Annotated in this window: 23 protein-coding genes and 1 tRNA gene; 12 read left to right on the plus strand and 12 right to left on the minus strand. The window is 44.1% G+C overall.

Going from position 1 to position 24,736, the window contains the following annotated elements:
* Positions 1 to 164: 164 nt before the first annotated feature.
* Positions 165 to 241 (minus strand) — tRNA-Met (locus tag F894_RS07645).
* Positions 242 to 416: 175 nt separating this feature from the next.
* Between F894_RS07645 and F894_RS07650 the strand changes: the two genes are divergently transcribed.
* Both F894_RS07650 and F894_RS07655 read left to right on the plus strand, forming a co-directional pair.
* On the plus strand, positions 417 to 821 hold the full coding sequence (locus tag F894_RS07650; protein ID WP_005246960.1) for a hypothetical protein: 405 nt from the start codon (positions 417 to 419) through the stop codon (positions 819 to 821).
* 243 nt (positions 822 to 1,064) lie between these two features.
* Complete coding sequence (locus tag F894_RS07655) at positions 1,065 to 1,505, plus strand: universal stress protein (protein WP_004279425.1); 441 nt, start codon at positions 1,065 to 1,067, stop codon at positions 1,503 to 1,505.
* 43 nt (positions 1,506 to 1,548) lie between these two features.
* Here F894_RS07655 and F894_RS07660 read toward each other — a convergent pair whose 3' ends face one another.
* Both F894_RS07660 and F894_RS07665 read right to left on the minus strand, forming a co-directional pair.
* Positions 1,549 to 1,890 (minus strand): MGMT family protein, encoded by a 342-nt coding sequence (locus tag F894_RS07660; protein WP_081401204.1) that lies wholly within the window; start codon positions 1,888 to 1,890, stop codon positions 1,549 to 1,551.
* Between the two features lie 161 nt (positions 1,891 to 2,051).
* On the minus strand, positions 2,052 to 3,551 hold the full coding sequence (locus F894_RS07665) for a cation:proton antiporter (RefSeq protein ID WP_005246963.1): 1,500 nt from the start codon (positions 3,549 to 3,551) through the stop codon (positions 2,052 to 2,054).
* A gap of 216 nt (positions 3,552 to 3,767) precedes the next feature.
* Here F894_RS07665 and F894_RS07670 point away from each other — a divergent pair, with 216 nt between their 5' ends.
* Positions 3,768 to 4,322, plus strand: coding sequence for a hypothetical protein (locus F894_RS07670; RefSeq protein WP_005246964.1), 555 nt, complete (start codon positions 3,768 to 3,770; stop codon positions 4,320 to 4,322).
* A gap of 37 nt (positions 4,323 to 4,359) precedes the next feature.
* On the opposite strand, the gene F894_RS07675 is transcribed toward F894_RS07670, so the two are convergent.
* Positions 4,360 to 5,265, minus strand: a complete 906-nt coding sequence (locus F894_RS07675; RefSeq protein WP_004279421.1) for a KPN_02809 family neutral zinc metallopeptidase — start codon at positions 5,263 to 5,265, stop codon at positions 4,360 to 4,362.
* A 48-nt stretch (positions 5,266 to 5,313) separates the two neighbouring features.
* The gene (locus tag F894_RS07680; RefSeq protein ID WP_004646278.1) at positions 5,314 to 6,240 is read right to left on the minus strand and encodes a DUF808 domain-containing protein; all 927 of its coding nucleotides are present in this window, start codon (positions 6,238 to 6,240) and stop codon (positions 5,314 to 5,316) included.
* A 189-nt stretch (positions 6,241 to 6,429) separates the two neighbouring features.
* Here F894_RS07680 and trpS point away from each other — a divergent pair, with 189 nt between their 5' ends.
* Positions 6,430 to 7,443, plus strand: a complete 1,014-nt coding sequence (gene trpS, locus F894_RS07685; protein ID WP_005246965.1) for a tryptophan--tRNA ligase — start codon at positions 6,430 to 6,432, stop codon at positions 7,441 to 7,443.
* A gap of 345 nt (positions 7,444 to 7,788) precedes the next feature.
* Here trpS and F894_RS07690 read toward each other — a convergent pair whose 3' ends face one another.
* Together F894_RS07690 and lysS are read right to left on the minus strand one after the other, a co-directional pair.
* Entirely contained in the window at positions 7,789 to 9,240 is a 1,452-nt protein-coding gene (locus tag F894_RS07690; protein ID WP_005246966.1) for a capsule assembly Wzi family protein, read from the minus strand.
* Positions 9,241 to 9,389: 149 nt separating this feature from the next.
* On the minus strand, positions 9,390 to 10,919 hold the full coding sequence (gene lysS, locus F894_RS07695; RefSeq protein ID WP_004730285.1) for a lysine--tRNA ligase: 1,530 nt from the start codon (positions 10,917 to 10,919) through the stop codon (positions 9,390 to 9,392).
* A gap of 389 nt (positions 10,920 to 11,308) precedes the next feature.
* Here lysS and F894_RS07700 point away from each other — a divergent pair, with 389 nt between their 5' ends.
* Complete coding sequence (locus F894_RS07700) at positions 11,309 to 11,803, plus strand: YqiA/YcfP family alpha/beta fold hydrolase (protein ID WP_004730287.1); 495 nt, start codon at positions 11,309 to 11,311, stop codon at positions 11,801 to 11,803.
* A gap of 44 nt (positions 11,804 to 11,847) precedes the next feature.
* Here the strand turns inward: F894_RS07700 and F894_RS07705 are convergent, their stop codons facing one another.
* Positions 11,848 to 12,390 carry an adenine phosphoribosyltransferase gene (locus F894_RS07705; RefSeq protein WP_005246968.1) on the minus strand — a complete coding sequence of 181 codons (543 nt, stop codon included), beginning with the start codon at positions 12,388 to 12,390 and terminating at the stop codon, positions 11,848 to 11,850.
* A 487-nt stretch (positions 12,391 to 12,877) separates the two neighbouring features.
* Between F894_RS07705 and rubA the strand changes: the two genes are divergently transcribed.
* From rubA to F894_RS07730, 5 genes are all read left to right on the plus strand, one after another.
* Positions 12,878 to 13,042, plus strand: a complete 165-nt coding sequence (gene rubA / locus F894_RS07710; RefSeq protein ID WP_004646274.1) for a rubredoxin RubA — start codon at positions 12,878 to 12,880, stop codon at positions 13,040 to 13,042.
* 91 nt (positions 13,043 to 13,133) lie between these two features.
* Positions 13,134 to 14,312, plus strand: a complete 1,179-nt coding sequence (rubB, locus tag F894_RS07715; RefSeq protein WP_034438229.1) for a rubredoxin reductase RubB — start codon at positions 13,134 to 13,136, stop codon at positions 14,310 to 14,312.
* 57 nt (positions 14,313 to 14,369) lie between these two features.
* Positions 14,370 to 15,308: an esterase EstB gene (gene estB / locus F894_RS07720; protein WP_004646272.1), complete on the plus strand. Its 939-nt coding sequence runs from the start codon at positions 14,370 to 14,372 to the stop codon at positions 15,306 to 15,308.
* Between the two features lie 13 nt (positions 15,309 to 15,321).
* Entirely contained in the window at positions 15,322 to 16,230 is a 909-nt protein-coding gene (oxyR, locus tag F894_RS07725) for a LysR family transcriptional regulator OxyR (RefSeq protein WP_004279412.1), read from the plus strand.
* Positions 16,231 to 16,412: 182 nt separating this feature from the next.
* The gene (locus tag F894_RS07730) at positions 16,413 to 17,024 is read left to right on the plus strand and encodes a response regulator (RefSeq protein WP_034438231.1); all 612 of its coding nucleotides are present in this window, start codon (positions 16,413 to 16,415) and stop codon (positions 17,022 to 17,024) included.
* Between the two features lie 39 nt (positions 17,025 to 17,063).
* Here F894_RS07730 and ppk1 read toward each other — a convergent pair whose 3' ends face one another.
* Together ppk1 and mtgA are read right to left on the minus strand one after the other, a co-directional pair.
* Entirely contained in the window at positions 17,064 to 19,145 is a 2,082-nt protein-coding gene (ppk1, locus tag F894_RS07735; RefSeq protein WP_005246972.1) for a polyphosphate kinase 1, read from the minus strand.
* Positions 19,146 to 19,257: 112 nt separating this feature from the next.
* Positions 19,258 to 19,932, minus strand: a complete 675-nt coding sequence (gene mtgA / locus F894_RS07740) for a monofunctional biosynthetic peptidoglycan transglycosylase (RefSeq protein WP_005246974.1) — start codon at positions 19,930 to 19,932, stop codon at positions 19,258 to 19,260.
* A gap of 77 nt (positions 19,933 to 20,009) precedes the next feature.
* On the opposite strand from mtgA, the gene F894_RS07745 reads away from it, so the two are divergent.
* A complete protein-coding gene (locus F894_RS07745; protein WP_005246975.1) occupies positions 20,010 to 20,828 on the plus strand; it encodes a rhomboid family intramembrane serine protease in 819 nt (272 codons plus the stop codon).
* 34 nt (positions 20,829 to 20,862) lie between these two features.
* Here F894_RS07745 and F894_RS07750 read toward each other — a convergent pair whose 3' ends face one another.
* Positions 20,863 to 23,355, minus strand: a complete 2,493-nt coding sequence (locus tag F894_RS07750; protein WP_005246977.1) for an ABC transporter permease — start codon at positions 23,353 to 23,355, stop codon at positions 20,863 to 20,865.
* Position 23,356: 1 nt separating this feature from the next.
* A complete protein-coding gene (locus F894_RS07755; protein WP_005246978.1) occupies positions 23,357 to 24,082 on the minus strand; it encodes an ABC transporter ATP-binding protein in 726 nt (241 codons plus the stop codon).
* Between the two features lie 11 nt (positions 24,083 to 24,093).
* Here F894_RS07755 and F894_RS07760 point away from each other — a divergent pair, with 11 nt between their 5' ends.
* Complete coding sequence (locus F894_RS07760) at positions 24,094 to 24,723, plus strand: arylesterase (RefSeq protein WP_005246979.1); 630 nt, start codon at positions 24,094 to 24,096, stop codon at positions 24,721 to 24,723.
* Positions 24,724 to 24,736: the final 13 nt, after the last annotated feature.

Here is a 24,736-nt window from a genome sequence, read left to right on the forward strand (position 1 = left end):
TTTTTTTATGCGACAGTAAAATGAAGATCAGACTCAATATTAAGGAAAAATGATGTTTTGAGAAATCTGAAAAAATTAGTGGATGCTTCAAATATTTTTTATAGTTTGCAGTACTTTTTAAAAGACAAAAAAAGAGACCAAGCTGAGAGCTTGGTCTTTTAAAATGGTGGCTATGACGAGACTTGAACTTGTGACCCCCGCATTATGAGTGCGGTGCTCTAACCAACTGAGCTACATAGCCGTAAACTGTGTGCGCATTATCGTAATTTCAGCTTCTATCGTCAAGCATTTTAAAACACAAATGTTCAGTCTTTATGCAAATACGGAATAAACTTTTAAATTTTAAACAAAAAAGGTTTTTTTAGTATGTAATTCACGCATTCATAGCACCCTTTAATTCTTCGAGGATTCATCAAATGTATAAAATCAAAATATCTATTTTACTCATTGGCCTTTCAAGTCTGAGTGCCTGCCAGATCATCTCGCCTATTTTCGTAGATTATAATGGCGTCAGACGTGATGTGGCACAGTGGATTAATCAGCAGCAACTGATGAGCATGCAGCAAAAACGGTCCTTGGCACAACTCAGCAGAGCACAGCAGAAAATCGGGCCCTATCCGGAATATGATCAGAGCCAACGACTGGCGGTAACCCGGGAAAATCAGATTGCATTACATTGTGCGCGTTTACATGTGACAGAACATAAAATCCGGCAGCTACAGCAAAAAATTTATGCAGGTGAAACTCAAACAATTTTAAATCGCTATGAACAGCTGTCACCGCAAATAAAATTAGACCCGACCTCTATTCGATGTGATTAATCACTGTCTTAGGCTATCACATTAATTACATATAAATTATTAACTTAGGCTAAATAAATCACCCAATTAAATAGCTCTAAACAGGTGCTTCATTCTTTAATCTATTAGACATTATACCTATGTATTTACTTGGTTTTATTTTTATACAATACAGGCTATGATCAAAGTATAAACAACTATTCGTACCCGGTTTAACGCGTCATAATTTTCTAATAACTCTAAATTCCCCTCAGGAGAATTCTAATGCCTTTTGAACATATTTTAGTACCTGTTGACGGTTCAGAAACATCGTATGCTGCAGTGGATAAAGCTGTAGAAATTGCCAAAGCATTTAACAGTAAAGTCACAGTGGTTCAAGTGCTGGCACTGGACCCTTATATCGCTGCGGAATATATCTCTGCGGCACAAACCAATGACCTGATTGAACGTGCCCGTACTTCCATCCTGAAAACGCTGGATGAAGCCAAAGCAAAATTCTCTGGTGCCGGTGTTGAAGTGGATACACAGCTCCTTGAGGGTCAGGTAATTTATAGCGAGATTGTCAAAGCAGCTAAAGATTTAAATTCTGACCTGATCGTGATTGGTTCCCATGGTCGCACGGGCTTCAAAAAGCTGTTCCTTGGCAGCGTAGCGCAAAGCATTCTCGGCCAAGCGGATATCCCAGTAATGGTGATTCGCAACTAAGTTATGTTTAAAATCCCCACTTTTCACCAAGTGGGGATTTTTTTTATATCTTGACCAGACCATCCCATTGATAGCGTTTTAAATCCAAGCGATCACCTTTAAGAAAAATTCCTTCCTGCATGAGTTTTTGCTGCTGGATATTCTGGCCATGTTCGTCCAGTTGCTTCACACTGATTTTCGCCTGGGCATTGATCACCCGATACCAAGGAATATCGGTGTCCGCATTTAGATGACTGAGTACCCGACCGACCAATCGCGCATGTTTGGGTAAACCTGCCAGTCTAGCAATCTGTCCGTAGGTGGCGACTTTGGCATACGGAATCTGATTGACCACAGCCAAAATCATTTCTGCCATTTCCTGACTGGCTGAACTTGTCTGGGTCATTTTCATCTATTCAATAGCCCATTTAAATAAAAGATCACACTTCAACCTATCCATAAAAAGCTATCAGAGAGTGTTTAAGCCTGATGAAATACGCTGATTCAAACTTTCTCATCTCATGATAAAAATAATCCAGCAGCATCTTGATCTTTTAAGTTTTATCTTTAGAAATTATCCGGATTTTCTAAGCGTTTTACTTCCTGAACCTTATCTGGATGGTGCACCGTGGCGACGCCATCTGCATCTTTCTGATCAATCAGAATTTCTGGCTGAAAGATAGTAATAGTCTCATTTCCTTTGGCATCTTCTCCAACAATATAGCGAAAACCCTTACGATTCAGCTTGTGGCACATGCGTTGATACCAGCCTTTAAAGCCCTGCGTCTCTTCATTGGGATTATAATAAAACGCATTCATCACCGCAGGCAGGCCCAAGCCGCACACCACACCGGACAACAGCACCACAATAAAGGTATAGCCCACCAGAATACTGCTATAGGCTTCCAGCTGAGGAACATTGGCGACCGCCAGAATTAAGGCCAAAGAAATCCCGCCACGTACTCCGCCCCAAGACAGGATAGTTAAACTGCCGTTATAGCTTTTCTTGCTGACTTTTGGGAACATGGCAAAGGCCAGATAGTTGGCTGCAAAACGGGCCAGATGTAGAATCACAAAAGCCACCATTCCGCCCAGAACCAGACTGGTACTCAAGTCCAGAATAAACAATTCCAAACCGATCAGGGTAAACAGGAATGAATTGATAATTCCCTCAACCGTATGCCAGAAATGATTAACGTCACCAATTTCAGCATCTGCCAGGATTTCTTTCCATTTATTGCCGACAATCAAGCCACCAATCACACAGGCAATTGGCGCGGAAGCATGTGCCAGCAAAGCCACCAGATAGGAACCACAAGCCAGCAAGGCCGTGGTCAGAATCAGAGATTCCATTTCATGTTTGCCGCGCAGAATCCGCAAGATCGCAAAACCGAATCCGAGACCAATCAGTACCGCCACGACAATCTCATAAAGCAAGGTTTGCAGCACTGCCAGTACCGTAAAGTTTTCACCTTGCAGGACATTGAGTAAGGTCATAAACAAGGCAATACACATCGCATCATTAAACAACGACTCGCCTTCCAGCTTGACGATCAAATGATGCGGTGCACGAACCGAACTCAATACCCCTTTAATGCCGATCGGATCTGTGGCGCCCAAGGCCGCCCCTAGCAATAGCAAAACCAGCAAGTCAACATGCTTACCAATCAGGAACTGATAACCATACAACACCACGCCAAAGAACACTGCACAGAACACCAAAGCCAGACCAGCCAGAATACTGATCGGCCGCCAGTGGTTACGCAAATCTGAGACCTTAAACTTCAGCGCAGATGAAGTCAGGATAAAACAGATCACCCCATTGATCAGAAAATCATAGAAATCGACGTGACGAACAGCCTGCTCGATATTGTCAATATTGATGCTAAAGAATGGATTGCCATGCAGTAAACTGGCGCCCCACTGCAAAATGAAAACAAAGATTGCCGACACAATCGGAACCCCGATCGCTTGTGGAAAGCCTAAAACACGCTTATTAAACATCGTCGTAGCAATGGACAAGGCAAATACGACTGTGAGTAGCTGAAGAAAAAAGAAATTTCCCATTCGGTTTCCTAAAATCGGGCGATATGGAGCACTATGCGCCGAGAGGCGTTGTTAAAATAGAGATTTAAATAGCAAGGTATTCTGGCAAAACAAGTTTAGTCCGCTTTTTTATCGAATTGAGTTAAGTTTCTTTTCAGTATTTTCGAATGATGATTTAACATACAGATCAGCACTCGGCTTTTGCTTTCCCATTATTCTATTTTGAATTTTTCTCCCATGCATCAAACTGTCAAAACCATTTTTCGTCTCTGTTTTGCCAGCGTGATTTTTCTGATCACGTTGTCCTTATGTTTTACCTGCTTTGCTAAAATTCAGGAAATTCTGCAAGCAGAACAGCATTATCAGCAAGCCACCAGCATTCCCTTAAAAAGTACAGCCGGCGAACAGTATGTATTGGTGTCCAATAACCAGCGACCAGACAATGCAATTTTTATTCTGATTGCAGGAAATGGTTATGTGGCCAAAATCAACTGTGAACATTACAGCGCTTTATGTAGCGATGAAGACAATCAATCGCATACCCGTCAAATCCAGACTGTTGACTTAATCAAAGCGGGAAATCTGTTCTATATTGAAAAAATCCAGTTCAGAGATAGCCGAACCGGCAAAGCAACTGCTTTAGAATATAACAAACAAGAAATTCAGCAGTTTTATCAAAATGACATTAGCAACCTCAAATATACAGTCTTTGCAATTGCACTGTTTGCTTTGGCTGCATTATTTGTCAGTATCAAGATATTAAGAAACTTCCGGCGTTTTCTGCATAAATAAAAAAAGGAGCATCTGCTCCTTTTTTTATCGAAGTCATTTAAATATTTTGATTAAAGGTATCACAATTCGCAACTTGACCGGATTTCAAGCCGGTGTTAAACCATTGTACCCGCTGCGCGCTGCTGCCATGGGTAAAGCTGTCCGGCACCACCTGCCCGCGAGCACGTTTCTGTAAATAATCATCGCCAATTTTATGGGCGGCATCCATCGCTTCCTGCACATCACCCTGTTCCAGAAATTGGGTACGTTCATGATTATGGTAAGCCCAAACGCCGGCCAGACAGTCTGCCTGCAATTCCTGACGCACTGAAAGCTGATTACTTTGTACTTCGCTTGCCTGTTGACGTGCTTGCTGTACTTGAGAAGAAATACCTAAAATCGTCTGGATATGATGCCCCACTTCATGGGCCACGACATAGGCCAGCGCAAAATCCCCCGCCTGATCATTGCGGGAAAGTTCGGTGGCATTCTGTTCTCCGGTAATGCCCATTTGAGTACGCATATCTTTAAAGAATGCAGTATCGATATACACTTTCTGGTCTGTCGGGCAGTAGAAAGGCCCCATCGCCGCCTGAGCCGTCCCACAACCAGAATTCACGATGCCATTGAACAACACCAGTTTCGGTGGAACATACTGCTGATTTAACTGCTGCTGAAATACCTGATTCCAGGTATCTTCAGTATCTGCCAATACAGTTCCAACAAAATCAATCGACTCCTGCTGTTCTGGCGTGGGATTTTCCAGGCCACGTGTTTCTGCCGCACCCGATACCCCCTGAGTGACCTGCTTGGTGGTTTGATAAGCCTGTTGTGGATCGACACCGAAAAACTTCCAGGCCACAAAGGCCACAATCAATCCAACAATACTGATTCCGCCAGCTTTGGCACCACCACCACGACGGTCTTCTACATTGCTACTGACACGACGACCTTTCCAACGCATAGTCTTTTCCTTTTCTTAATCTGCTTAATATCCAGATATTTCCACACCTTAAGCTTTTGATGATTTAGGCCAGATTTTCTTAATCAGGCTGATGACCAGCATGACCAGCAGACCCGCTAAAATTCCTACTGCGAAATTAATCAAGGTCGGTGTTACGGCACCGACAATGTTGCCAATGCTGGGAATATCCTGCACATAAGCAACACTGTCTTCAGTAAAGTGATGAATAAAAGGAATTGCATGGTTAATAATTCCACCGCCCACCAGAAACATCGCAGCGGTCCCAACAATGGAGAGAATTTTCATTAAGATCGGGGCAAATGCCAACAAGCCACGTCCTATTTTTTGTTTAAAATCGGACTGCTGTTCAGTTAGATGCAGACCGATATCATCCAGTTTGACAATCAGCGCAACAAAACCATAAACACCAATGGTCATCACCACCGCGATCAGGCTTAAAACAGTCACTTTGGTCAGCATCGAGGCTGCGGCGACCGTTCCCAAAGTAATCACGATAATTTCAGCAGACAGGATAAAGTCAGTGCGAATAGCACCTTTGACTTTTTCATTTTCAAACTGGTGCAAATCCATTTCTGTATGAATCAATTGCTCACGCGCCTGTTCCGCGTCCTTGGCCTTCGGTGTATGCAAGGTATGAATAATTTTTTCCACGCCTTCATAACATAGGAACAACCCACCCAGCACCAACAAGGGATTAATCAGCCAGCCTGCAATAAAGCTGATTAATAATGCCAGCGGCACCAAAATCAGTTTATTAACAAAAGAACCTTTGGCAACTTTCCAGACCACCGGTAATTCACGATCAGCCCGCACACCTGTCACTTGCTGCGCATTTAAAGCCAGATCATCACCAAGGACGCCTGCTGTTTTTTTTGCTGCCATTTTGCTCATGACAGCGACATCATCCAGAACAGTAGCAATATCATCTAATAATAGTAATAAACTGCTCGCCATACTTATTATCCTTATCTTCTTTCCACCTAGTTTAATCAAAATTGTTAAAAATATTGTATTCACTTGTTTAATTTATAAGATTTTTTTACGACAGCTTTTTTTCTGGCTGACAATCAAAAACAGAATGCCGTACAATGTTGCCATTCGTTAAAATATAGCTGTAGTACTGACTACCCTTTGGAATAGATAATGAGTAATCAAGATAATCGTCCAGTGATCTTGACGGGCGACCGTCCTACCGGACAACTCCACCTCGGCCACTTTGTGGGTTCATTACGCTCTCGTGTAGGTCTGCAAGATTCTCACCATCAACACTTGTTACTCGCTGATGCTCAAGCCCTGACCGATAATGCGGACAATTTTGAAAAAGTACGTCGTAACATTATTGAAGTGGCAACGGATTATCTGGCTGTCGGTATTGATCCAACCAAAACCACGATTTGTGTTCAGTCATGCTTACCTGCCTTAAATGAACTGACCATGCTATATCTCAACTTCGTGACTGTTTCACGTCTTGAGCGTAACCCGACCATTAAATCTGAAATCCAGATGCGTGGTTTTGAGCGTGATATTCCAGCCGGCTTCTTGTGCTACCCGGTGGCTCAAGCTGCTGACATTACAGCATTTAAGGCAACGGTTGTTCCTGTGGGTGAAGATCAAATTCCAATGATCGAACAGACCAACGAAATCGTGCGTCGTTTGAACCGTCAAATTGGGCATGACCTGCTACCAGAATGTAAGGCTCTTCTTTCCAATGTCGGTCGTTTACCAGGTTTTGATGGTAAAGCAAAAATGTCAAAATCTTTGGGCAATACCATTGTGCTGGATGCGACAGATAAAGATATTAAGAAAGCGGTCAACGCCATGTATACCGATCCGAATCACCTACGTATTGAAGATCCAGGCCAGGTCGAAGGCAACGTGGTATTCACTTATCTAGATGCTTTTGATCCAAATAAAGAAGAGCTGGAAGAGCTCAAAGCTCATTATCGTCGTGGCGGTTTAGGCGATGGTACAGTGAAAAAACGTCTGGAAGGCATTTTAAAAGAGTTGATCGGCCCAATCCGTGAGCGGCGTATCGAACTGGTTAAAGATCCGGATTACATCATGGATATCCTGAAAACCGGTACGGATAAATGTCGCGATATTACCCAGGCGACACTGGATGAAGTCAAATCTGGCCTCGGCGTATTCCATTTTTAATTAGAAAAAATTGCTCTTAAAAGCTCTTCTGATGAAGAGCTTTTTTATTTAAGCTAAAATTGCGCAAAAATGATGCAAATATCCCCACATAATCTTCATAGTTTTAACCTTATTTAACATGTATTAACATGAATACTGATGAGTCATATGAGAATGCGTCCTATTATGGTCATATTCAGTAAGGAATCAGATTTAACTCTCTCCACAGTTAATTTTGAAATAGTTTGAAAAAACATTCCTTTTTCTACGCAATGACAACCCCAATCATTGCGTTTTTTTTGCTTATAGTTTTTTAAAATGATAAAAAAATCCTGCGTTTAAGCAGGATTTAATCATGGCTAAGAATTAATAACTGAACAAGCCTTTTTCTAATGGTATTTCGATACCTAAAGAAACTCCGCTATCTCGACCATTTACCTTTGAATCACCGACCCATGCATTAATTTTAAGCGGCATTTCTGGACGTATATAATGTGACCAGGTCAAATCCAGTGCTTTAATCTCATCATTAAAAGCAAAAGCAGCATTATTAACAGCGGCAAGTTCTGATTGATTCACATCAGCAAAAAGTATACGCCCTGATAAGCGGTTCATAAAATCAATACGAATATCTCCACCCACAGAAATCATCTGCGCATCGCCACCTAAAGCATGTGCTAGAGGATAACCATGCTGATAAAAACCGTCTGTATAATTCGTATGGTTGTAGGAAATGCCTTGAACCTTGCCATTAGTCCGCGTATCTGCCCATTCTGTGTAGAGCTGATATGGCATATTTTTTACAGTGGAAGAATAGTCAATGCCGGCAAGATACATTTTTTTTGCAGGTAAGCCCCCAGCCTCATCCTCTCCTACATATTGAGCATATAGACCTACCGGAATTTGGGTAAGAGAAAATAAATTTAACCGCGCATCGAAGCCGGCAATCTGGTTAGATGGGTCTGGTTCACCTGTACCCCCATTATCTTTACTACCTACAAAAGCATCCCATAGCGAACTTAAACTTTCAGGTCGCCCTTCACCACCCCACTGAATCGCACGCGAGGCACCAAGCTCTAAATAAGGTAAAGGCTGTGCTGTAACACGCAAACCAATCAATTTGGCGTCTGGAACTGCGCTATAGTCATCGAGTTGACCGGCAAAAGCCTGATATTGCCACGGCCCAATCCAAGATAACCATTTATTTTCAAATGCTGTCTGTTCTGCACGTTGAACTGTAAAGCCATAGACTGGACGACTGGCATCACCACGCATCAAGCTGCCATCATGGCCTGGCCCCCAATAAGTTGGAATCTGCCCAGCAATCAACCATTGATTCCAAAGTTTCCCCGCCAGATAAGAACCTTCGAGATTTACATCCTGATCATTATCAATTTGTGGATCTTTTTCAGCATTCACCCTGATTTTGGCATCCCAATTCGTACTGCCAGCATTAAACTCTAAAGCTGCCTGATATTGTGCTTTTTGCTGATCCCCGAAAGTCTGTGGAATATTTTTTTGATCGGTTTCTGCAAATACACCCAATTTTAGCAGTTGATTATCTGCCTTTAGTTTAGCCAGAACCGAATCGATTACACGCTGCTGTACAGTATTGCTGATCTGCGCATTTGTTAAGGCTCGTTGAATTTCATCCCCACTCAGCGGCCAGGTTGAGGTACTGATTTGAATAACCCCTTGCTGGTTTAACCAGTTCAGGTCAGTACGCAAATTTGCATCATTTAGAACCAGGCCCTGAGCAAAAGCAGGAAGAGCAAGCGTAGTCAGCAACACACTCAATAATGTTTTTTTTAGCAACATGGGATGAATATTCTCAAGTTTATTTTCTGCTTCACCTTAATCGCTCCTATGTTAATTTTCAACGATTAAACTGTTGTTTTTTACTCAAGCTTTCAGATGTATCGATAAAAAATAACCCACACAATGGTGGGTTATTTTGAATTCAGCATTTAAGCATTTTTATGACGCATATGCGGGAACAAGATCACATCGCGGATACTTGCTGCATTGGCAAAGATCATCACCAGACGGTCAATACCAATACCCTCACCTGCTGTTGGAGGAAGACCGTATTCCAATGCTTCTACAAAGTCTGCATCGTAATGCATAGCTTCATCATCACCAGCATCTTTTTCAGCAACCTGTGCCTGGAATCGTTCAGCCTGATCGATTGGATCATTTAATTCCGAGAAGCCATTTGCCAACTCACGACCACCGATGAAGAATTCAAAACGGTCGGTAATGTGTGGATTGTGATCATTACGGCGTGCCAATGGAGAAGTTTCCGCTGGATATTCAGTAATGAACGTCGGCTGACGCAATTTGGTTTCTACGGTTTCTTCAAATACCATGGTTTGCAGTTTGCCCAGACCAAAACCTGGTTTCACTTGCTCTTTCAATTCTTCCTGAAGGAATTTTGCCAGGAACTCACGGTCATTGACATTTTCAGGAGTAAATTGCGGGTTATTTTCCAGAATCGCATCGAACATTGAAATTTTCTTGAATGGCCCTTTGAAGCTATATACTTCATCGCCATAAGGCACGTCAGTCGTACCCAAGATATCAATCGCCAGACGCTCCAGCATTTGCTCGGTCAATTCCATCAAGTCTTTGTAATCTGCATAAGCCTGATAGAATTCGATCATGGTGAATTCAGGGTTGTGACGGGTAGAAACACCTTCGTTACGGAAGTTACGGTTAATTTCAAACACACGTTCAAAACCGCCGACCACCAAACGCTTTAAGTAAAGCTCTGGCGCAATACGCAAGAACAGCGACATGTCCAGTGCATTATGATGTGTTTCGAAAGGACGTGCCGATGCACCGCCTGGAATCACATGCATCATTGGCGTTTCAACTTCCATATAACGCTTTTCAGTCAGGAAGGCACGGATACCCGCTACGACTTTGGCACGAATCTCAAAAGTTTTACGTGTTTCTTCGTTAACAATCAGATCTAGATAACGTTTACGATACTTTACTTCAGTATCGTTCAAACCATGGAACTTGTCTGGAAGCGGACGTAATGATTTGGTCAGTAATTCAAAATGTTCGATGTGTACATACAAATCGCCTTTACCCGAACGGCCGATATAACCTTCGACTGCGATGATATCGCCAAGGTCCAGACCTTTAATGGTAGCCAGCACATCTTCAGCGAGTTCTTTACGCGCCACATACAGCTGGATACGACCTGTCATGTCCTGGATCACGATAAATGAACCACGGTTCAACATCACACGACCGGCAACTTTGACGTAGACCTTTTCGCCTGCTTCAATTTCTTCTTTAGATTTATCAGCGAACTGGTCTTGTAAATCCTGGGCATAATGCTCACGCTTAAAGGTATTCGGCCATGGGCTCTTACCTGTTTCTTGTGCCTGAGCTTCGATTTGCTTTAACTTGGCATGACGCTGTGCAATTAAATCGTTTTCGGAAATGATTTGTTCAGAAGTCGATTGAGCGTTATTTTGCGTCATCTCTGCCTCGAATAAGATTAGTTAAAAAATAGAAGTTGCATAGAATAGCAGAAATCCTTCTCAAATCGTAGCGCAAACACTCTCAGGAACCGGCTTTTCTTTGGAAAAATCCACTATCTTGCTATTTACACCATTCGGTTCAGCCCGTCTGTCACTCTTTTAAATTCCCTTTCTTCAAACTTATTGCAGCACCCAGCTGCTCTCAGTTGGGATTAAAGTCTAAACCAGACAAGTCTTATATAAATTCATTGCACTGCAAAACTTCGGCTTAGACCAATAGCTAACTGCCTTGTATACCCAGACGTTCTACAATGACACTCAGCTTCAAGATGATGTGCCAATCAACAAATAACCAATATGGCATATCCCATAAAAATGAGTAATGTACTATGTCTAAGATTTTGTTTATACATGGCTTAGATTCCTCCAGAGAATCCACCAAGTTCCATGCCATTGATGTGGTACACAAGTACTGTATCGATGTCGATTACCGAAATCTGAGCTATAGTTCGGTCGCCGAGTTTTATCATGAGATGATTGAAACCATCAAACCAGATATTCTGGTCGGCCACAGTCTTGGCGGTTATTGGGCACTGAAAATGTCACAGGCGTATCAAATTCCCTGTGTAGTGGCTAATCCCATTTTGCAGCCTAACTTCCGCGATGATTATCCGCCGATTGGGCATCACGATTTACAGCATGACATTCCTCAATTTGCCTATCTTGAACTGGGTGATGAAATTCTGGATATGCATGCGGTTCAGACACAACTTGAAGACTATATGCAAATTCAGGCAGTTGATGGCGGCCATCATCGTCTGGAACATCCTGAGCAAATTAATACGCTGATTCAGGAAATCGAAGATCATTTTATCAGGCAATAAAAAAGCCCCACAATTTCGGGGCTTTTTTTACAAAAAATTATGACTTAAGCAACTGCCGCTTCAGGCTGAGATTTGTCATCCAATACTGACCAGATATCCAGGCCTAATTCAGCATGCAGGTCAGGAAGATCAAGGAAGATACTTGCACCAAGTACTTCATGTTGACATTTTTGAGCCAGTTCATTCACTGCTTTTAAGGTTCCGCCACTTGCCAGAACATCATCCACAATAATTACTTTCTGGGACTGAACTTCCGCAGACATTTCTAAACGATCCAGACCATATTCCAGGCTATAACCCACACCGACCACTGGAGGTGGCAATTTACCTGCTTTACGCACCAACAATAAGCCTTTGCCTGTACGTTGTGCCAACAAGCTTGCCAACACAAAACCACGCGCTTCAACCGCAATAAAGCTTTCTACTTCTGCCAGTTTGTCAGCAGGAATGCTGGCAATCAAAGCGTCAGTCAATGGACCAATATTGCTCATGAAAAGTGGGGTCAAATCAAAGAAGCAAATTCCTGGTTTTGGAAAATCTTGGACCGTACGAATGTGAGACCACAAAGAAGTATACAAATTGCTCATGGGAGATCTTAAAAAAAGAAAAGGAATATGGGAATTTTAAACCTATTTGAGTAGAGCGGACAAGCCAAGCTGCCTAATAAAAACCCGACGTTTAATTACAAGATATTGATTTTATTATATTGATTTATTTTAAAAATATTTAATCCGGACTTTACTGATTTTAAATTACCTAAAAACTCAAGTTTTTACTGCACGACTTTGGTCTATCCCACAAGATAAACACTCATTTTTGCCATCGTCAGCTTTTTATCCTTTAACCGCCTACGCCAGAAAAGCTGATTGGCGTGATTTTTAGATAAATGAGGAATGTGTCGTCTATTCTGCTGCTAATTTCGCTGATTAAGCTTTTATTCACTTTACTTTATGAATAGAACTGCGTAAAAATTTAGCCAAATATGTTCACTGTTAAAAAGTCATATTCTTTTAGAGTCTTGCCTTTTATGGATTTTAAGCTGACGCCTACAGTTGCTCAGTTTTGGAGAGTTACATGAGAAAGTTTCAATGCATCGTATGTGGATGGATTTATGACGAGGCAGAAGGTTGGCCTCAAGACGGGATCGTGGCAGGCACCAAATGGGAAGATATCCCAGATGACTGGACCTGTCCAGATTGCGGCGTGTCTAAAATTGATTTCGAAATGATCGAAGTCTAATCACGTCCAGTTAAAGGCCATATCCATATGGTCTTTTTTTATGCCTTTCAATCATTTATACAGCATGGAGCTCTACCATATGGAAACGACTATGCATCCTATCGTCATTATTGGTTCAGGTATGGCGGGTTATGCCGTAGCACGTGAATTTCGTAAACTCAATCCAGAACATGAATTGCTGATGATCTGTGCAGATGATGCGGTCAATTACGCCAAACCGACGCTCTCCAATGCTTTGGCTGGCAATAAAGCGCCTGAACAAATTCCACTAGGCGATGCGGCTAAAATGTCAGCACAGCTGAATATGCGCATTGAACAGCATACCTGGGTCAAAGCCATTCATCCGGAAGATCATCAGCTGGTTCTGGAAAAAGATGGTCAGGAAAGTACGCAACATTATAGCAAACTGGTATTAGCCATCGGTGCCAATCCAGTACGTCTGGCGATTGCCGGTGATGCCAGCGATGACATTCATGTCGTCAACAATTTGAGTGACTATAAAGCTTTCCGTAACAATCTGGCAGCACGTGAAGACAAACGTGTAGTAATTTTAGGTGCAGGCCTGATTGGCTGTGAATTTGCCAACGACCTACAAAATACCGATCATCAGGTTACAGTCATTGATTTAGCCCCTCAGCCACTTGGCCGCTTATTGCCAGAACATGTTGCTACTGCATTCCAGAAGAATCTTGAAGAAACCGGCATTCACTTTGTCTTGGGCACAACAGTCGAAAAAGTCTCTTGTGCGGACAATGGTGATTATCTGGTCACGCTGGCCAACGGTCAGTCTTTGGTCGCTGATGTGGTGTTGTCTGCGGTGGGCTTACAGCCAAATATTTCTTTGGCGAAACAGGCAGACGTACATACCAGTCGCGGAGTGTTAACCACTGCACAACTGGAAACCAACCAGGCTGATATCTATGCGGTGGGCGACTGTGCCGAGGTCAATGGCACCTTATTGCCTTATGTCATGCCGATCATGCAACAAGCCCGCGCTTTGGCAAAAACCTTAAATGGCGAACATACTGCTGTACATTATCCGGCTATGCCAGTGGCAGTTAAAACGCCTGCTGCACCTTTAACGGTATTGCCTGCACCGGTTGATGTGAATGTCACCTGGGAAACTGAAGAATTTGACGATGGCATGCTGGCCAAAGCGTTCGATGCTAACGGCACCTTACGTGGTTTCGTGCTTTTGGGCGCCACTGCAGCCAAACAGCGTCTGACCTTGACCAAGCAGGTTCCTGACTTGATTCCGGCTGCGGTTTAGATGTTTAATAGCAAGGATATTTTTTAAACGAAATATCCTTTAATTAGGACAGCGACCATGTACAGCGCAGCACAGTTTAATCTTTCCCCTTATACCTCGTTTATGCATGAAACCAAGGTCGATCTAGGCAATGGGATCCAACTACATGTCGAGGTTGGCGGAAATCCGGAACATCCCACCATTTTGCTGATTATGGGGCTGGGTGGGCAAATGCTGTACTGGCCTGACTTTTTCTGTAAGTCACTGATTGACAATGGCTATCACATCATCCGTTTTGATAACCGTGATATTGGCCTGTCTTCAAAAGTTCATCACAAAGGTCCACGCCTGAATACTCTGAAAATGATGAGCCGGTTTGTGCTGGGTCTGGGTAATCAGGGTGCACCTTATGATCTGTATGATATGGCCGAAGATGTCAGTCTGTTGATTGAAAAAATGCAGCTGGAACAAGTCTATGTGCTGGGTGCTTCGATGGGCGGTATGATTGCCCAGATTCTGGCCGCGCGTTATCCGGACAAAGTCAAAAAACTGGGCTTACTGTTTACCAGTAATAACCAGCCGATGTTGCCACCGCCCTTCCCTAAGCAACTCTTTAGTTTGATTGACAAACCGGCTTCAACAGATGAAGATGGCATTGTTGATCATAGTTTGAAACTGTTTAAGATCATCGGCTCACCAGGTTATGTCAATCATCTGGAAGCGGTGCAGACCGCCCGTAAATTATATAAGCGAAGTTACTATCCTGCTGGTGTACTTCAACAGTTTTTAGCAATATTATGTACAGGCTCATTGCTGCAACTGGACAAGCAAATCAAACAAGAAACCCTGGTGGTCCATGGTTCTCGAGATCGATTGCTGCCTCCTAGCCATGGCAAGGCCGTTGCGAAAGCAATTTCAGGGGCTAAATTTGAATTAATTGATGGAATGGGGCATGATATCCCACCGCATTTTATTCCATATCTTAGCGAATTATTTGCTGATCATTTTAAATCATAAACATTAGGACACTATGGCTGCATTACCATCCCTAAGACAGCTGTCATACCTCGTAACACTGTCAGAGACGCTACACTTTACAGAAGCTGCTCGCCGCTCCTTTGTCACCCAGTCAACCTTGTCTGGCGGCATCATGGAGCTGGAGCGTTTACTCGGTGGCGTACTTGTTGAACGCGACCGCCAGAATGTTCGTTTAACGCCTCTTGGTGAACAAGTGGTTGCACGCGCACGTGTTCTACTGGCCGATGCTCAGGACCTAATGCGTTTAAGTCGTGAGATGAGTGAACCTTTAACCGGTGATCTACATCTCGGCGTCATTCCAACAATTGCACCTTTCCTATTGTCCCAGCTGCTGGATGAAGTGCATAAGCAATTACCAAAAATCCAGTTGCATCTGCATGAAGCGCAAAGTGAAAAGATTGTAGAAAAGCTGGAACATGGCAACCTGGATATGGTGGCTTTGGCATTGCCTTTCGACACCCGTGGTCTGAAAGTTGCTGAAATTGCCAAAGAGAATCTGTATCTGGTTTACCAAAAATCTGATCAGCATGCTGCACAAGCAAACTCTTTAGAAGATCTGGATCTGTCTCGCCTGATGTTACTTGAAGAAGGTCATTGCCTGCGTGATCATGCCTTGAGTGCCTGCCCGATTGGTGAGCGTAAAAATGATCACCGTTTAAAAGCCAGCTCACTGCCGACTTTAATCGAAATGGTGTCTGCAAATCTGGGCTTTACCCTGCTGCCTGAAATTGCGATCCATACCAATATGATTAAAGGCAATCCTGAGATTCAGGTAAAAGCGATCGATTCAGCCCCAAGTCGTACCCTGGCATTGGTAACCCGTAAAAGCACACCGCTGCAAAGCGAGTTTGATGTGCTATTACAGATTTTCCAGAAAATCACTCAGCACGATGCTGCCTGATCTATAGATAATAAAAAGGAGCACATGTTGCTCCTTTTTTATATCTTGAATTGAATGCATCCAGTCCGCCTAGAAACTTAGAATCTCTACATTTCAGCTAAATCACTATTCTTTGGGATAGGCATTTGCATCTGCCTGATTCACAGTATAGCTCTCTATCGCATCTACAGGATCGCGTTTTATTGGCTAGCCTTTTGCCTGCACCGGTTTTAGTAATTCGTTCACCGACTGGACTCGACCTGTCAAAAATCCAGACCGTGCTACAGCAACTCGGCTATCAGCCAGATATGCTGCTGTATGCGGACAATATGCTGTCCGCACAATCCATGATTACTGAACATCTGCCCAACCTGATTCTTTATCATGCAGCAACAACTTCAGAGATCAGTGTGATCCGTCCGCTGAAACAGCAAAGCCTAGATACGCCCGTTATTGCCATACTCAATACTCATTCCACAGCACTGATCTATTCAGCCTTGCTGTCCGGCGCAGATAGCTATATGCAGCATCATGATTCATTACCCCAGTTCGCTGATAGTCTAAAAACTGTCTTGCGCGGTGGAGCCTACATTCATACTGAATTGGCAGACTATCTCCTGCACCAGCCCAGCGTTAAAGCCTGTCTCAACTTCGCTGAATTACAGTTATTACAAGTAATGAGTCAGCATAAATCGCAAACCGAACGACAAGATCAGCTCCAGATGAAGAACTATCAGATATATAGCCGGGTCAAATACATCTATCGAAAACTGTTCAGACTCAGCTTGAACAGTTCAATTGTATGTTCGAAATAAAAAAGAGGCTGAATATTCAGCCTCTTTAAATACTTAAACTTATTTAAACAGCTCTAACAGAATACGTTGTGCATTATGCGGTTTTTCACCTTCTTTGGGCTGTGCCCGCAGCCAAGTACCATCACCTTGCAATAACCAGGATTGCTGATTGTCTTTCAAGTAATTCAACAGACCTTGTTGATAGATGCGTTTTTTCAAGGCTTCATCTTCGACCGGGAAACAGGCCTCGACCCGATTAAACAGGTTACGATCCATCCAGTCTGCACTTGAACAGTAAATACGTGAATTGCCATTATTGCTGAAATAATACACGCGGGTATGTTCCAGGAAACGCCCGACAATTGAACGCACCCGGATATTTTCTGACAGACCCGGCAACCCCGGACGCAAACTGCAAATTGAGCGGATAATCAGGTCAATTTGTACCCCGGCCTGAGAAGCCTCATAGAGTTTGTTAATCAATTGCATTTCGGTCAGTGCATTGACTTTGACAATAATCTGCGCCGGTTTCCCTGCTTGAGCATAGGCAATTTCATTATCGATATAGTTAAGTAACTGGGCATGCAAGGTAAATGGCGCATGTAGCAGCTTTTTCAGCTTGGCCATTTTCCCCATACCGGTCAATTCCTGGAAAATACGATGCACATCTTCACACAGATCTTTATCTGTCGTTAATAGACCATAATCGGTATAGATTCGTGCATTGCCGGCATGATAATTACCGGTACCCAGATGCACATAGCGCACCAGTTTGTTATTTTCCCGGCGCACCACCAGAATCATCTTGGCGTGAGTCTTGTAACCAACAATGCCGTAGACCACGACCGCACCCGCTTCTTGCAGGACATTGGCCACCGCAATATTGGATTCTTCATCAAAACGCGCACGTAATTCAATGACTGCGGTCACTTCCTTGCCATTGCGGGCAGCCTCTGCCAACACTTGGACAATTTCAGAATCTGGTCCACTACGGTACAAGGTCTGCTTGATCGCCAGTACTTGTGGATCGCGTGCCGCTTCACGTAATAATGAAATGACCGGCGCAAAAGATTCAAAGGGATGATGTAGCAAAATATCCTGTTTCTGCATCGCACTAAAAATATTTTCAGATTTTTTCAGTACTTTAGGAATGATGGGAGTATGCGAGTCATAACGTAAATGCGGACGTTTAAAATTAGATAGTAAACGTGCCAGATTGACCGGGCCAGCAACTTTATAAAGCTGCTCGTCGTCCAGATCAAATTCATTCAGCAGATATTCATAAATATGCTGTGGGCAGTTTTCCGTTACTTCCAGACGTACCGCACGACCAAACCGGCGTGAACTGAGTTCACCTTTGAGTGCCTTGGCCAGATCTTCCACATCTTCATTCAAGGCCAAATCGGCATTTCGGGTGACACGGAACTGATAACAGCCAGTCGCTGTCATCCCCGGGAACAGGTCAGAAACATGCTCATGAATAATCGCCGACAGCATTACATGATGTTCTTTTCCATCGGTCAGTTCATCCGGTAAACGCACTACGCGTGGCAGTGAACGCGGTGCAGGCACCACAGCCAGATCAATCTGACGGCCAAAGGCGTCTTTGCCTTCCAGTGTCACAATAAAGTTCAGTGATTTATTCACCAGCCGCGGGAATGGATGCGCTGGGTCTAGGCTGATCGGCGTGAGAACCGGCGCAACCTGCTCCTGAAAATATTTTTTAATCCAGGCAGATTGCGCTGGGGTCAATTCACCACGGCGCAAGAAGCAAATATCTTCCTCACGCAGTTTTGGCAAAATTTCTTCATTTAAAATACGGTATTGACGTTCAATGGCAGCATGTGCGGTTTTAGAAATCTGTTCTAAAACCTGCTTTGGAGTCAAGCCATCCGGACTCCGGCTTTCATTATCCAGATCCAGTTGTTCCATCATCCCGGCGACCCGGATTTCAAAAAACTCGTCCAGATTACGTGAGAAAATCAACAGGAAATTCATGCGTTCGAGCAATGGATGTAAAGGATCGACAGCCTGTTCCAGGACACGTAAATGGAAGTCTAGGATAGACAGTTCGCGATTAATATAACGATCATTATATGTATATTCGGGCTGTGCTGAAGTTGTGCTGGCTGCCGTATTCATATCAAACCTATGCGGATTTAAAATTGTGCTTATCGCTCCAAGTATGCTTCAAATTGATGACAATTTCATAAAAAAAAGCCCAAATAATTGGGCTTTCTCTTCAAATCATCAATTAAGGTAATTCTGCATAACGCATATAGCGCTGAATCATCCGTTTACGTGCATTTAATGCAGAGGAATTGCGATGATCCTGGAAATATTTCGGATTAGTCAAAATGGCAGCCAGAAAGATGGCTTGATCGCGGGTCAGGCTTTGCGCGGTTTTACCAAAATAATGTTTGGCCGCTGCTTCAACGCCGTAGATATTATCCCCGAACTCGATCGAGTTTAAATAGACTTCCAGAATCCGTTCTTTCGACCACATGCGTTCCATCATCCAGGTCGCGACCGCTTCCTGACCTTTACGCACAAATGAACGCTTGTTGACGAGGAACAGGTTTTTCGCCAATTGCTGGGAGATTGTCGAACCACCGGCCACTACACGGCCCTGATTTCTGTTTTTATTCAGCGCAGTTTGAATTCCGTCCCAGTCAAAACCATGGTGATGAATAAATTTTCCATCTTCCGCAGTGACGACAGCACGTTTCAGATTCAGGCTGATTTCGTCATAGGGACGCCACTGGTGCTGAATCGCTTTGGAAGGTTCTGTCCAGTAATCAATCCGCATCATCATGGTGGTGTTCACCGGATTGGTTCGCCACCAGGCCAGACTGGCAAAGATCCACAATTGAACCAGCAGAATCACACTGACGATGACGAGCATCGTGCGGATCAGAAAGGCTTTCATGTCAGTGCGTTACTCCTGAAAATTTAATTTTTCGTGTTAAGCTTATTCGAAATATACAATCACAGCAAAAAAATAGCATGTCTGAATACTCTCCCCCTGTCGAACATCGCAAACTTGAAATGCATCTCTGGTGGATCACCGCCATTTTAATCGGGATCAATGTTGGATTATTTGGCTGGCAAGCCATGCATGGCATGGATGTTAGCCAGCCGAGTACCCGAGACGCTATTCTCTGGGGTGCCGATTATGCACCTTTAACCTATTTAGCGGAACCCATGCGCTTGTTTAGCAGCATGTTTTTTCATTTTGGCCTGATTCACCTGATGTTGAATATGTGGGCCTTGTATATTTTTGGTAGTGTTGCCGAACAGCTGTTTGGCCGGATGTATTTTATTGGCCTGTATGTGTGTGCCGGATTAATGGGCAGCCTGCTCAGTGGCTATATGAACATTCAGGACAGCTATAGCCTGATCCAAGGCGGTGTGGCCAATCCCGATTTATTGCCTGCAGTCAGTGCCGGCGCATCCGGTGCCGTGATGGGACTCGGGGCTTCACTGACGGTGCTGGCCTTATTGCCGATGCTGCCACAGCAACGTTTTATCCTGGATAAAAAAACCCTGGTGATGGTGATGGGTCTAAACCTCGCGCTGGGCTTTATGATCAGCGGAATCAACAATGCCGCACATATTGGCGGCATGCTGATGGGGGCTTTTCTCACCTTGTTATGGTACATCGGTCAAAAAATGCAGCGTAGTCACCTGTTCAATCTGATTGCCTTGCTGATTGGTTTCGGCCTTTGTGTGCTGCTTTATCAACATAACTTGGCCTTGATTGAACCCATTCGCCCACTGTGGCAAGAGATTCTGGAAATGATGAAACAGCAACTAAAACTTTAACTCTCAGCCAGTTTAAAAATCACGGAGATGAATCTTATTGATTCATCTCACGCAAGCTTTGTAAGGGTGGAATCTCTGACAGATAACTCAGGCGATAACGGCCAATCAGCGCACATAAAGTGGTCATAAAGATCGGCAAGATAATCCAGATTTCCCAATGCGGCTGAATCATTAAATCCATTTTATAACTGGCAATCGCACTGATCACTTCGGCAAACAGGCAGGAAACTATTCCGGCAAACAGCCCAATAAAACCAATTTCCAGACTCATCATGGTTTTCAGTTTCTGCTTGGAACTACCGAATGATCGAAGCAAAGCCACTTCACGTTTGCGCTCATCCATCAACAGGTTCAGACAGGCCATCAGTACCAGAAAACCGGAAATGCTGACCAGTACTGCCAGAATGGTCACGATTTGCACTAGCACATTCACAATGCGTTTGATCTCTTCCAGAATCAGGCTGACATCAATAAACACCGTGTTGGAAAATTGCTGGATCACAGGGACCAGTTTGCCTTTATCTGTTTCCGGGACATAAAAACTGCCCAGATAACTGCCGGCATTGGCATCCATGCTATTCGGTGCAAAGATAAAGAAGAAATTCGGGCTAAAACTTTCCCATTCGACGGTTCTTAGATTAACGACTTTAGCTTCCAGTATCCCTTCTGGCAGACTGAAACTGAGTTTATCTCCGATCTTGATCCCTAGCTCTTCCGCAGTATTGGCTTCGACCGATACGGTGCCGACTTGTTTTAATACCGCGTCACCACTGACAATCACATTATCTTGTGGATAGCTATTTGACTGGGTCAGATTCAGTTCACGTCTTAAGGTATTGCTGCTTTTCACCAGTTCCTCGGCAAAAGGCTGATCATTTTTGGCGACCAGACGCCCACGGACATTTGGATACAGTGGCGTGCTTTTCCAGCCATTCTGCTCAAGTTGAGCTTTCAGGTCTGGCATATCAAAAGGCGGTAAACCATAAACAAACTGGTTCGGCGTACCTTCCGGTAACTGTTGCTGCCAGCGATCCAGCAGATCAGTACGCAAGACTGCCAATACTGTAATCAGGCTCAAGCCCAAGGCTAAAGCCGTAATCTGCAAGGCGGTCTGAGATGGTGTGCGCACATAGGCTGACAGATTCAGCTTCATATTACGTAGCAGTTTCAACACCCCCCATACCGTCAGATACAGCACTGCACATAATACAATAATCGCGCCAATCACCCAGGCGGTCAGCAGCAAGTTTTCAGTCAAAATCACACTAAAGATAATCAGGCTGAGCGTTCCGGTCAGCAGCATCCACAGCATGGATTGTACTGATTTTTCCTGCTGGCGAATCACCCGAATTGGCGGCGTATTCAGCAGTTGCAACAAGCTTGGCATGACAAAACCGAGCAGCACCACGGCACTGGTCAGCATCGCGACCGGCAATGGTCCTAGCAACATTGCGATAGCGGAAAACTCAATCTGCAAATTCGGAATCAGCTGCAACATCAATTGCAACAGTCCATAACCCAGACTGATCCCGACCACGGTACCAATTAGCATCGCAATCAACAGCACCATCCCGAGTAAAGCCAGATAAGCTGACAGAATCTGTTTCTTGGTAGCACCGATACAACGCATCAAGGCAATATGATCCTGATTCTGCTGCACATAGCGCTGCGCGGTTAAGGCTATAGCAATCCCGCATAATAGAATGGTCAGAATATTGGCCAGTTGCAGGAAAGTGTCCAGATTGGCGATTGGCTTCATCAAGCGGGTATTGCCTTCACTGGCATTGCGTAACCTGAGACTGCTTTGCCCCTCAAACTCCTGCCCTTGTACTTCCGCTGGCGTTTCAGCCGAGCCGTTTGCTGACTTGACCTGCTGCTTGAACAGGGCTTCATATTGTTGGGTATCATCCGGACGGCCAGCCATGAGTAAGCGATATTCAATCCGGCTCCCTACCTGAATGGCATTAGTTCGTGACACATCCGCCTGGGAAATAATTACGGTCGGCGAAAATCCGGAAAATCCAAGTTCCTGATTGGAGTCCTGTTCAATCTTGGCGGTGACTTTAAACGCCGCATCGGCAATATTGAGCTGATCCCCCAATTTGACTTTGAGCAAATCCATGGCTCGTGGACTGAGCCAGATTTCACCAGATTGAATCGACTTTTTTGCCGGTTGCACCCGCAGTTCGCCACGCAAAGGAAAAGCCTGATCAATGGCTTTGACATTGACCATGACAAACTGCGCATCGGTATAGGCCATACTGCTAAAGAAAGTGACTTCTGACTGCTTTAAATCCAGCTGCTTGGCCTGATCGCGCCACTGCTCCGGCAAAGGCTCATTATCTGAAAGCACTAGATCACCGGCCAGCATTTCTGCTGCCTGCAAGGCGACTGCATTTTGGATCTGCTCGTTACTAAACTTGAGTGCAGTAGTCGCACTGATCGCCAGCGTTAAGGCAATAATCAGCAGATAAATTCCGGTGGTTTTAAAGCTTTGCGTCAGTAAGGGACGAAATAATGGATTCATTTCATCCTCCACTCGGATGTTCAATCAGCTCGCCATTCAGCAGTTCAAAATGTCGCTGACACTGCTGCGCCAGTTTGCGGTCATGCGTGACCAGCACCAAAGTCGTCCCCAGTTCCCGGTTCAGTTGAAAGAGTAGTTGTTCAATTTCTTTGGCCGTTTCACCATCGAGATTGCCTGTAGGTTCATCGGCAAAAATGATTTTTGGTTCACTGACCAGTGCACGAGCGATGGCTACACGCTGTTGTTCACCGCCAGATAGGACTTTTGGCGTTTGCTGCGCCTGTCGATCCAGACCCACTTTATGCAACAGAGCCAAGGCTTTTTGCTCGGCTTCTGCATATTTAAAGCCGGGCTGCAGGCGCAGTGGCAGCATTACATTTTCAAGTGCAGTCAGGTGCGGTAAGAGCTGAAAAGACTGAAAGACAAACCCGATATTTCTTAAACGTACCAGTGCACGTTGTTCTTCATCCAAGCTAGAGACCGATTCGCCACAGACCATAAGCTGACCTGAACTCGCCTGATCCAGTGTCGCCAGAATACCCAGTAATGTGGATTTTCCGGAACCGGAACGACCGGTAATTGCCACTTGTTCTCCGGCCTGAATATCCAGATCAAGATCCTCAAAAATGGTGAGCTGTTTTTGTGAAAGTTGTATCTTTTGTGTCAATTTCTGGGCAGAAATAATAGCCTGTGGCATGATGGTCGAATCGTTGCTGCTTTGAATCATACGTGTCCTATATGAAAGATCTTAATCAGAAAACTCGGCTATTGCCTTACTTTTTTTTGCTCAGTCTGTGCCTGATACCACTCGGGGTCTCAGCAAAGACAATTATGATTTTAGGTGATAGTTTAAGTGCAGGTTATGGTATCCAGCCCCAGCAGGGTTGGGTACATTTATTACAAAAGCGTTTAGAGCAACAGTATCCGAAACAGCATAAAGTGGTCAATGCAAGTGTCAGTGGCGAAACCACCAGCGGAGCACTGGCCAGACTACCTAAACTGTTACAGACGCATCGTCCAGACCTTGTGGTGATTGAGTTAGGTGGCAATGATGGCTTGCGTGGACAACCACCGCAAATGATTCAAAAAAATTTAGCCAGCCTGATTCAGCAGAGCCAGAAAGCCAAGGCCAAGGTCATTGTATTTGGCATAAAGATGCCGCCTAATTACGGGCAGGCCTATAGCAAGGCGTTTGAAAATAATTATAAAGTGGTCAGTCAGCAATATAAGGTGAAATTATTGCCTTTCTTTATGCAAGGTGTCGCCGGTAATAAAACCCTGATGCAAAAGGATCTAATTCATCCAAATGCCAAAGCACAGACGATTCTGTTAAATAATGCTTATCCATACATTAAAGGCGCTTTATAAAGCGCCTTTAACT

The organism is Acinetobacter sp. CIP 51.11 (genome assembly GCF_000369665.1).
Lineage (GTDB): Bacteria > Pseudomonadota > Gammaproteobacteria > Pseudomonadales > Moraxellaceae > Acinetobacter > Acinetobacter lwoffii_S.

Coding starts and splice junctions, on each gene's coding strand:
- rubA (WP_004646274.1), top strand. CDS start 12,878: ATGAGAAAGTTTCAATGCATCGTATGTGGATGGATTTATGACGAGGCA.
- rubB (WP_034438229.1), top strand. CDS start 13,134: ATGCATCCTATCGTCATTATTGGTTCAGGTATGGCGGGTTATGCCGTA.
- trpS (WP_005246965.1), top strand. CDS start 6,430: ATGAGTAATCAAGATAATCGTCCAGTGATCTTGACGGGCGACCGTCCT.
- estB (WP_004646272.1), top strand. CDS start 14,370: ATGTACAGCGCAGCACAGTTTAATCTTTCCCCTTATACCTCGTTTATG.
- F894_RS07700 (WP_004730287.1), top strand. CDS start 11,309: ATGTCTAAGATTTTGTTTATACATGGCTTAGATTCCTCCAGAGAATCC.
- mtgA (WP_005246974.1), bottom strand. CDS start 19,932: ATGAAAGCCTTTCTGATCCGCACGATGCTCGTCATCGTCAGTGTGATT.
- F894_RS07690 (WP_005246966.1), bottom strand. CDS start 9,240: ATGTTGCTAAAAAAAACATTATTGAGTGTGTTGCTGACTACGCTTGCT.
- F894_RS07675 (WP_004279421.1), bottom strand. CDS start 5,265: ATGCGTTGGAAAGGTCGTCGTGTCAGTAGCAATGTAGAAGACCGTCGT.
- F894_RS07760 (WP_005246979.1), top strand. CDS start 24,094: ATGAAAGATCTTAATCAGAAAACTCGGCTATTGCCTTACTTTTTTTTG.
- F894_RS07705 (WP_005246968.1), bottom strand. CDS start 12,390: ATGAGCAATTTGTATACTTCTTTGTGGTCTCACATTCGTACGGTCCAA.
- lysS (WP_004730285.1), bottom strand. CDS start 10,919: ATGACGCAAAATAACGCTCAATCGACTTCTGAACAAATCATTTCCGAA.
- F894_RS07750 (WP_005246977.1), bottom strand. CDS start 23,355: ATGAATCCATTATTTCGTCCCTTACTGACGCAAAGCTTTAAAACCACC.
- F894_RS07670 (WP_005246964.1), top strand. CDS start 3,768: ATGCATCAAACTGTCAAAACCATTTTTCGTCTCTGTTTTGCCAGCGTG.
- F894_RS07650 (WP_005246960.1), top strand. CDS start 417: ATGTATAAAATCAAAATATCTATTTTACTCATTGGCCTTTCAAGTCTG.
- F894_RS07680 (WP_004646278.1), bottom strand. CDS start 6,240: ATGGCGAGCAGTTTATTACTATTATTAGATGATATTGCTACTGTTCTG.
- F894_RS07665 (WP_005246963.1), bottom strand. CDS start 3,551: ATGGGAAATTTCTTTTTTCTTCAGCTACTCACAGTCGTATTTGCCTTG.
- F894_RS07655 (WP_004279425.1), top strand. CDS start 1,065: ATGCCTTTTGAACATATTTTAGTACCTGTTGACGGTTCAGAAACATCG.
- F894_RS07755 (WP_005246978.1), bottom strand. CDS start 24,082: ATGATTCAAAGCAGCAACGATTCGACCATCATGCCACAGGCTATTATT.
- F894_RS07660 (WP_081401204.1), bottom strand. CDS start 1,890: ATGACCCAGACAAGTTCAGCCAGTCAGGAAATGGCAGAAATGATTTTG.
- ppk1 (WP_005246972.1), bottom strand. CDS start 19,145: ATGAATACGGCAGCCAGCACAACTTCAGCACAGCCCGAATATACATAT.
- F894_RS07745 (WP_005246975.1), top strand. CDS start 20,010: ATGTCTGAATACTCTCCCCCTGTCGAACATCGCAAACTTGAAATGCAT.
- oxyR (WP_004279412.1), top strand. CDS start 15,322: ATGGCTGCATTACCATCCCTAAGACAGCTGTCATACCTCGTAACACTG.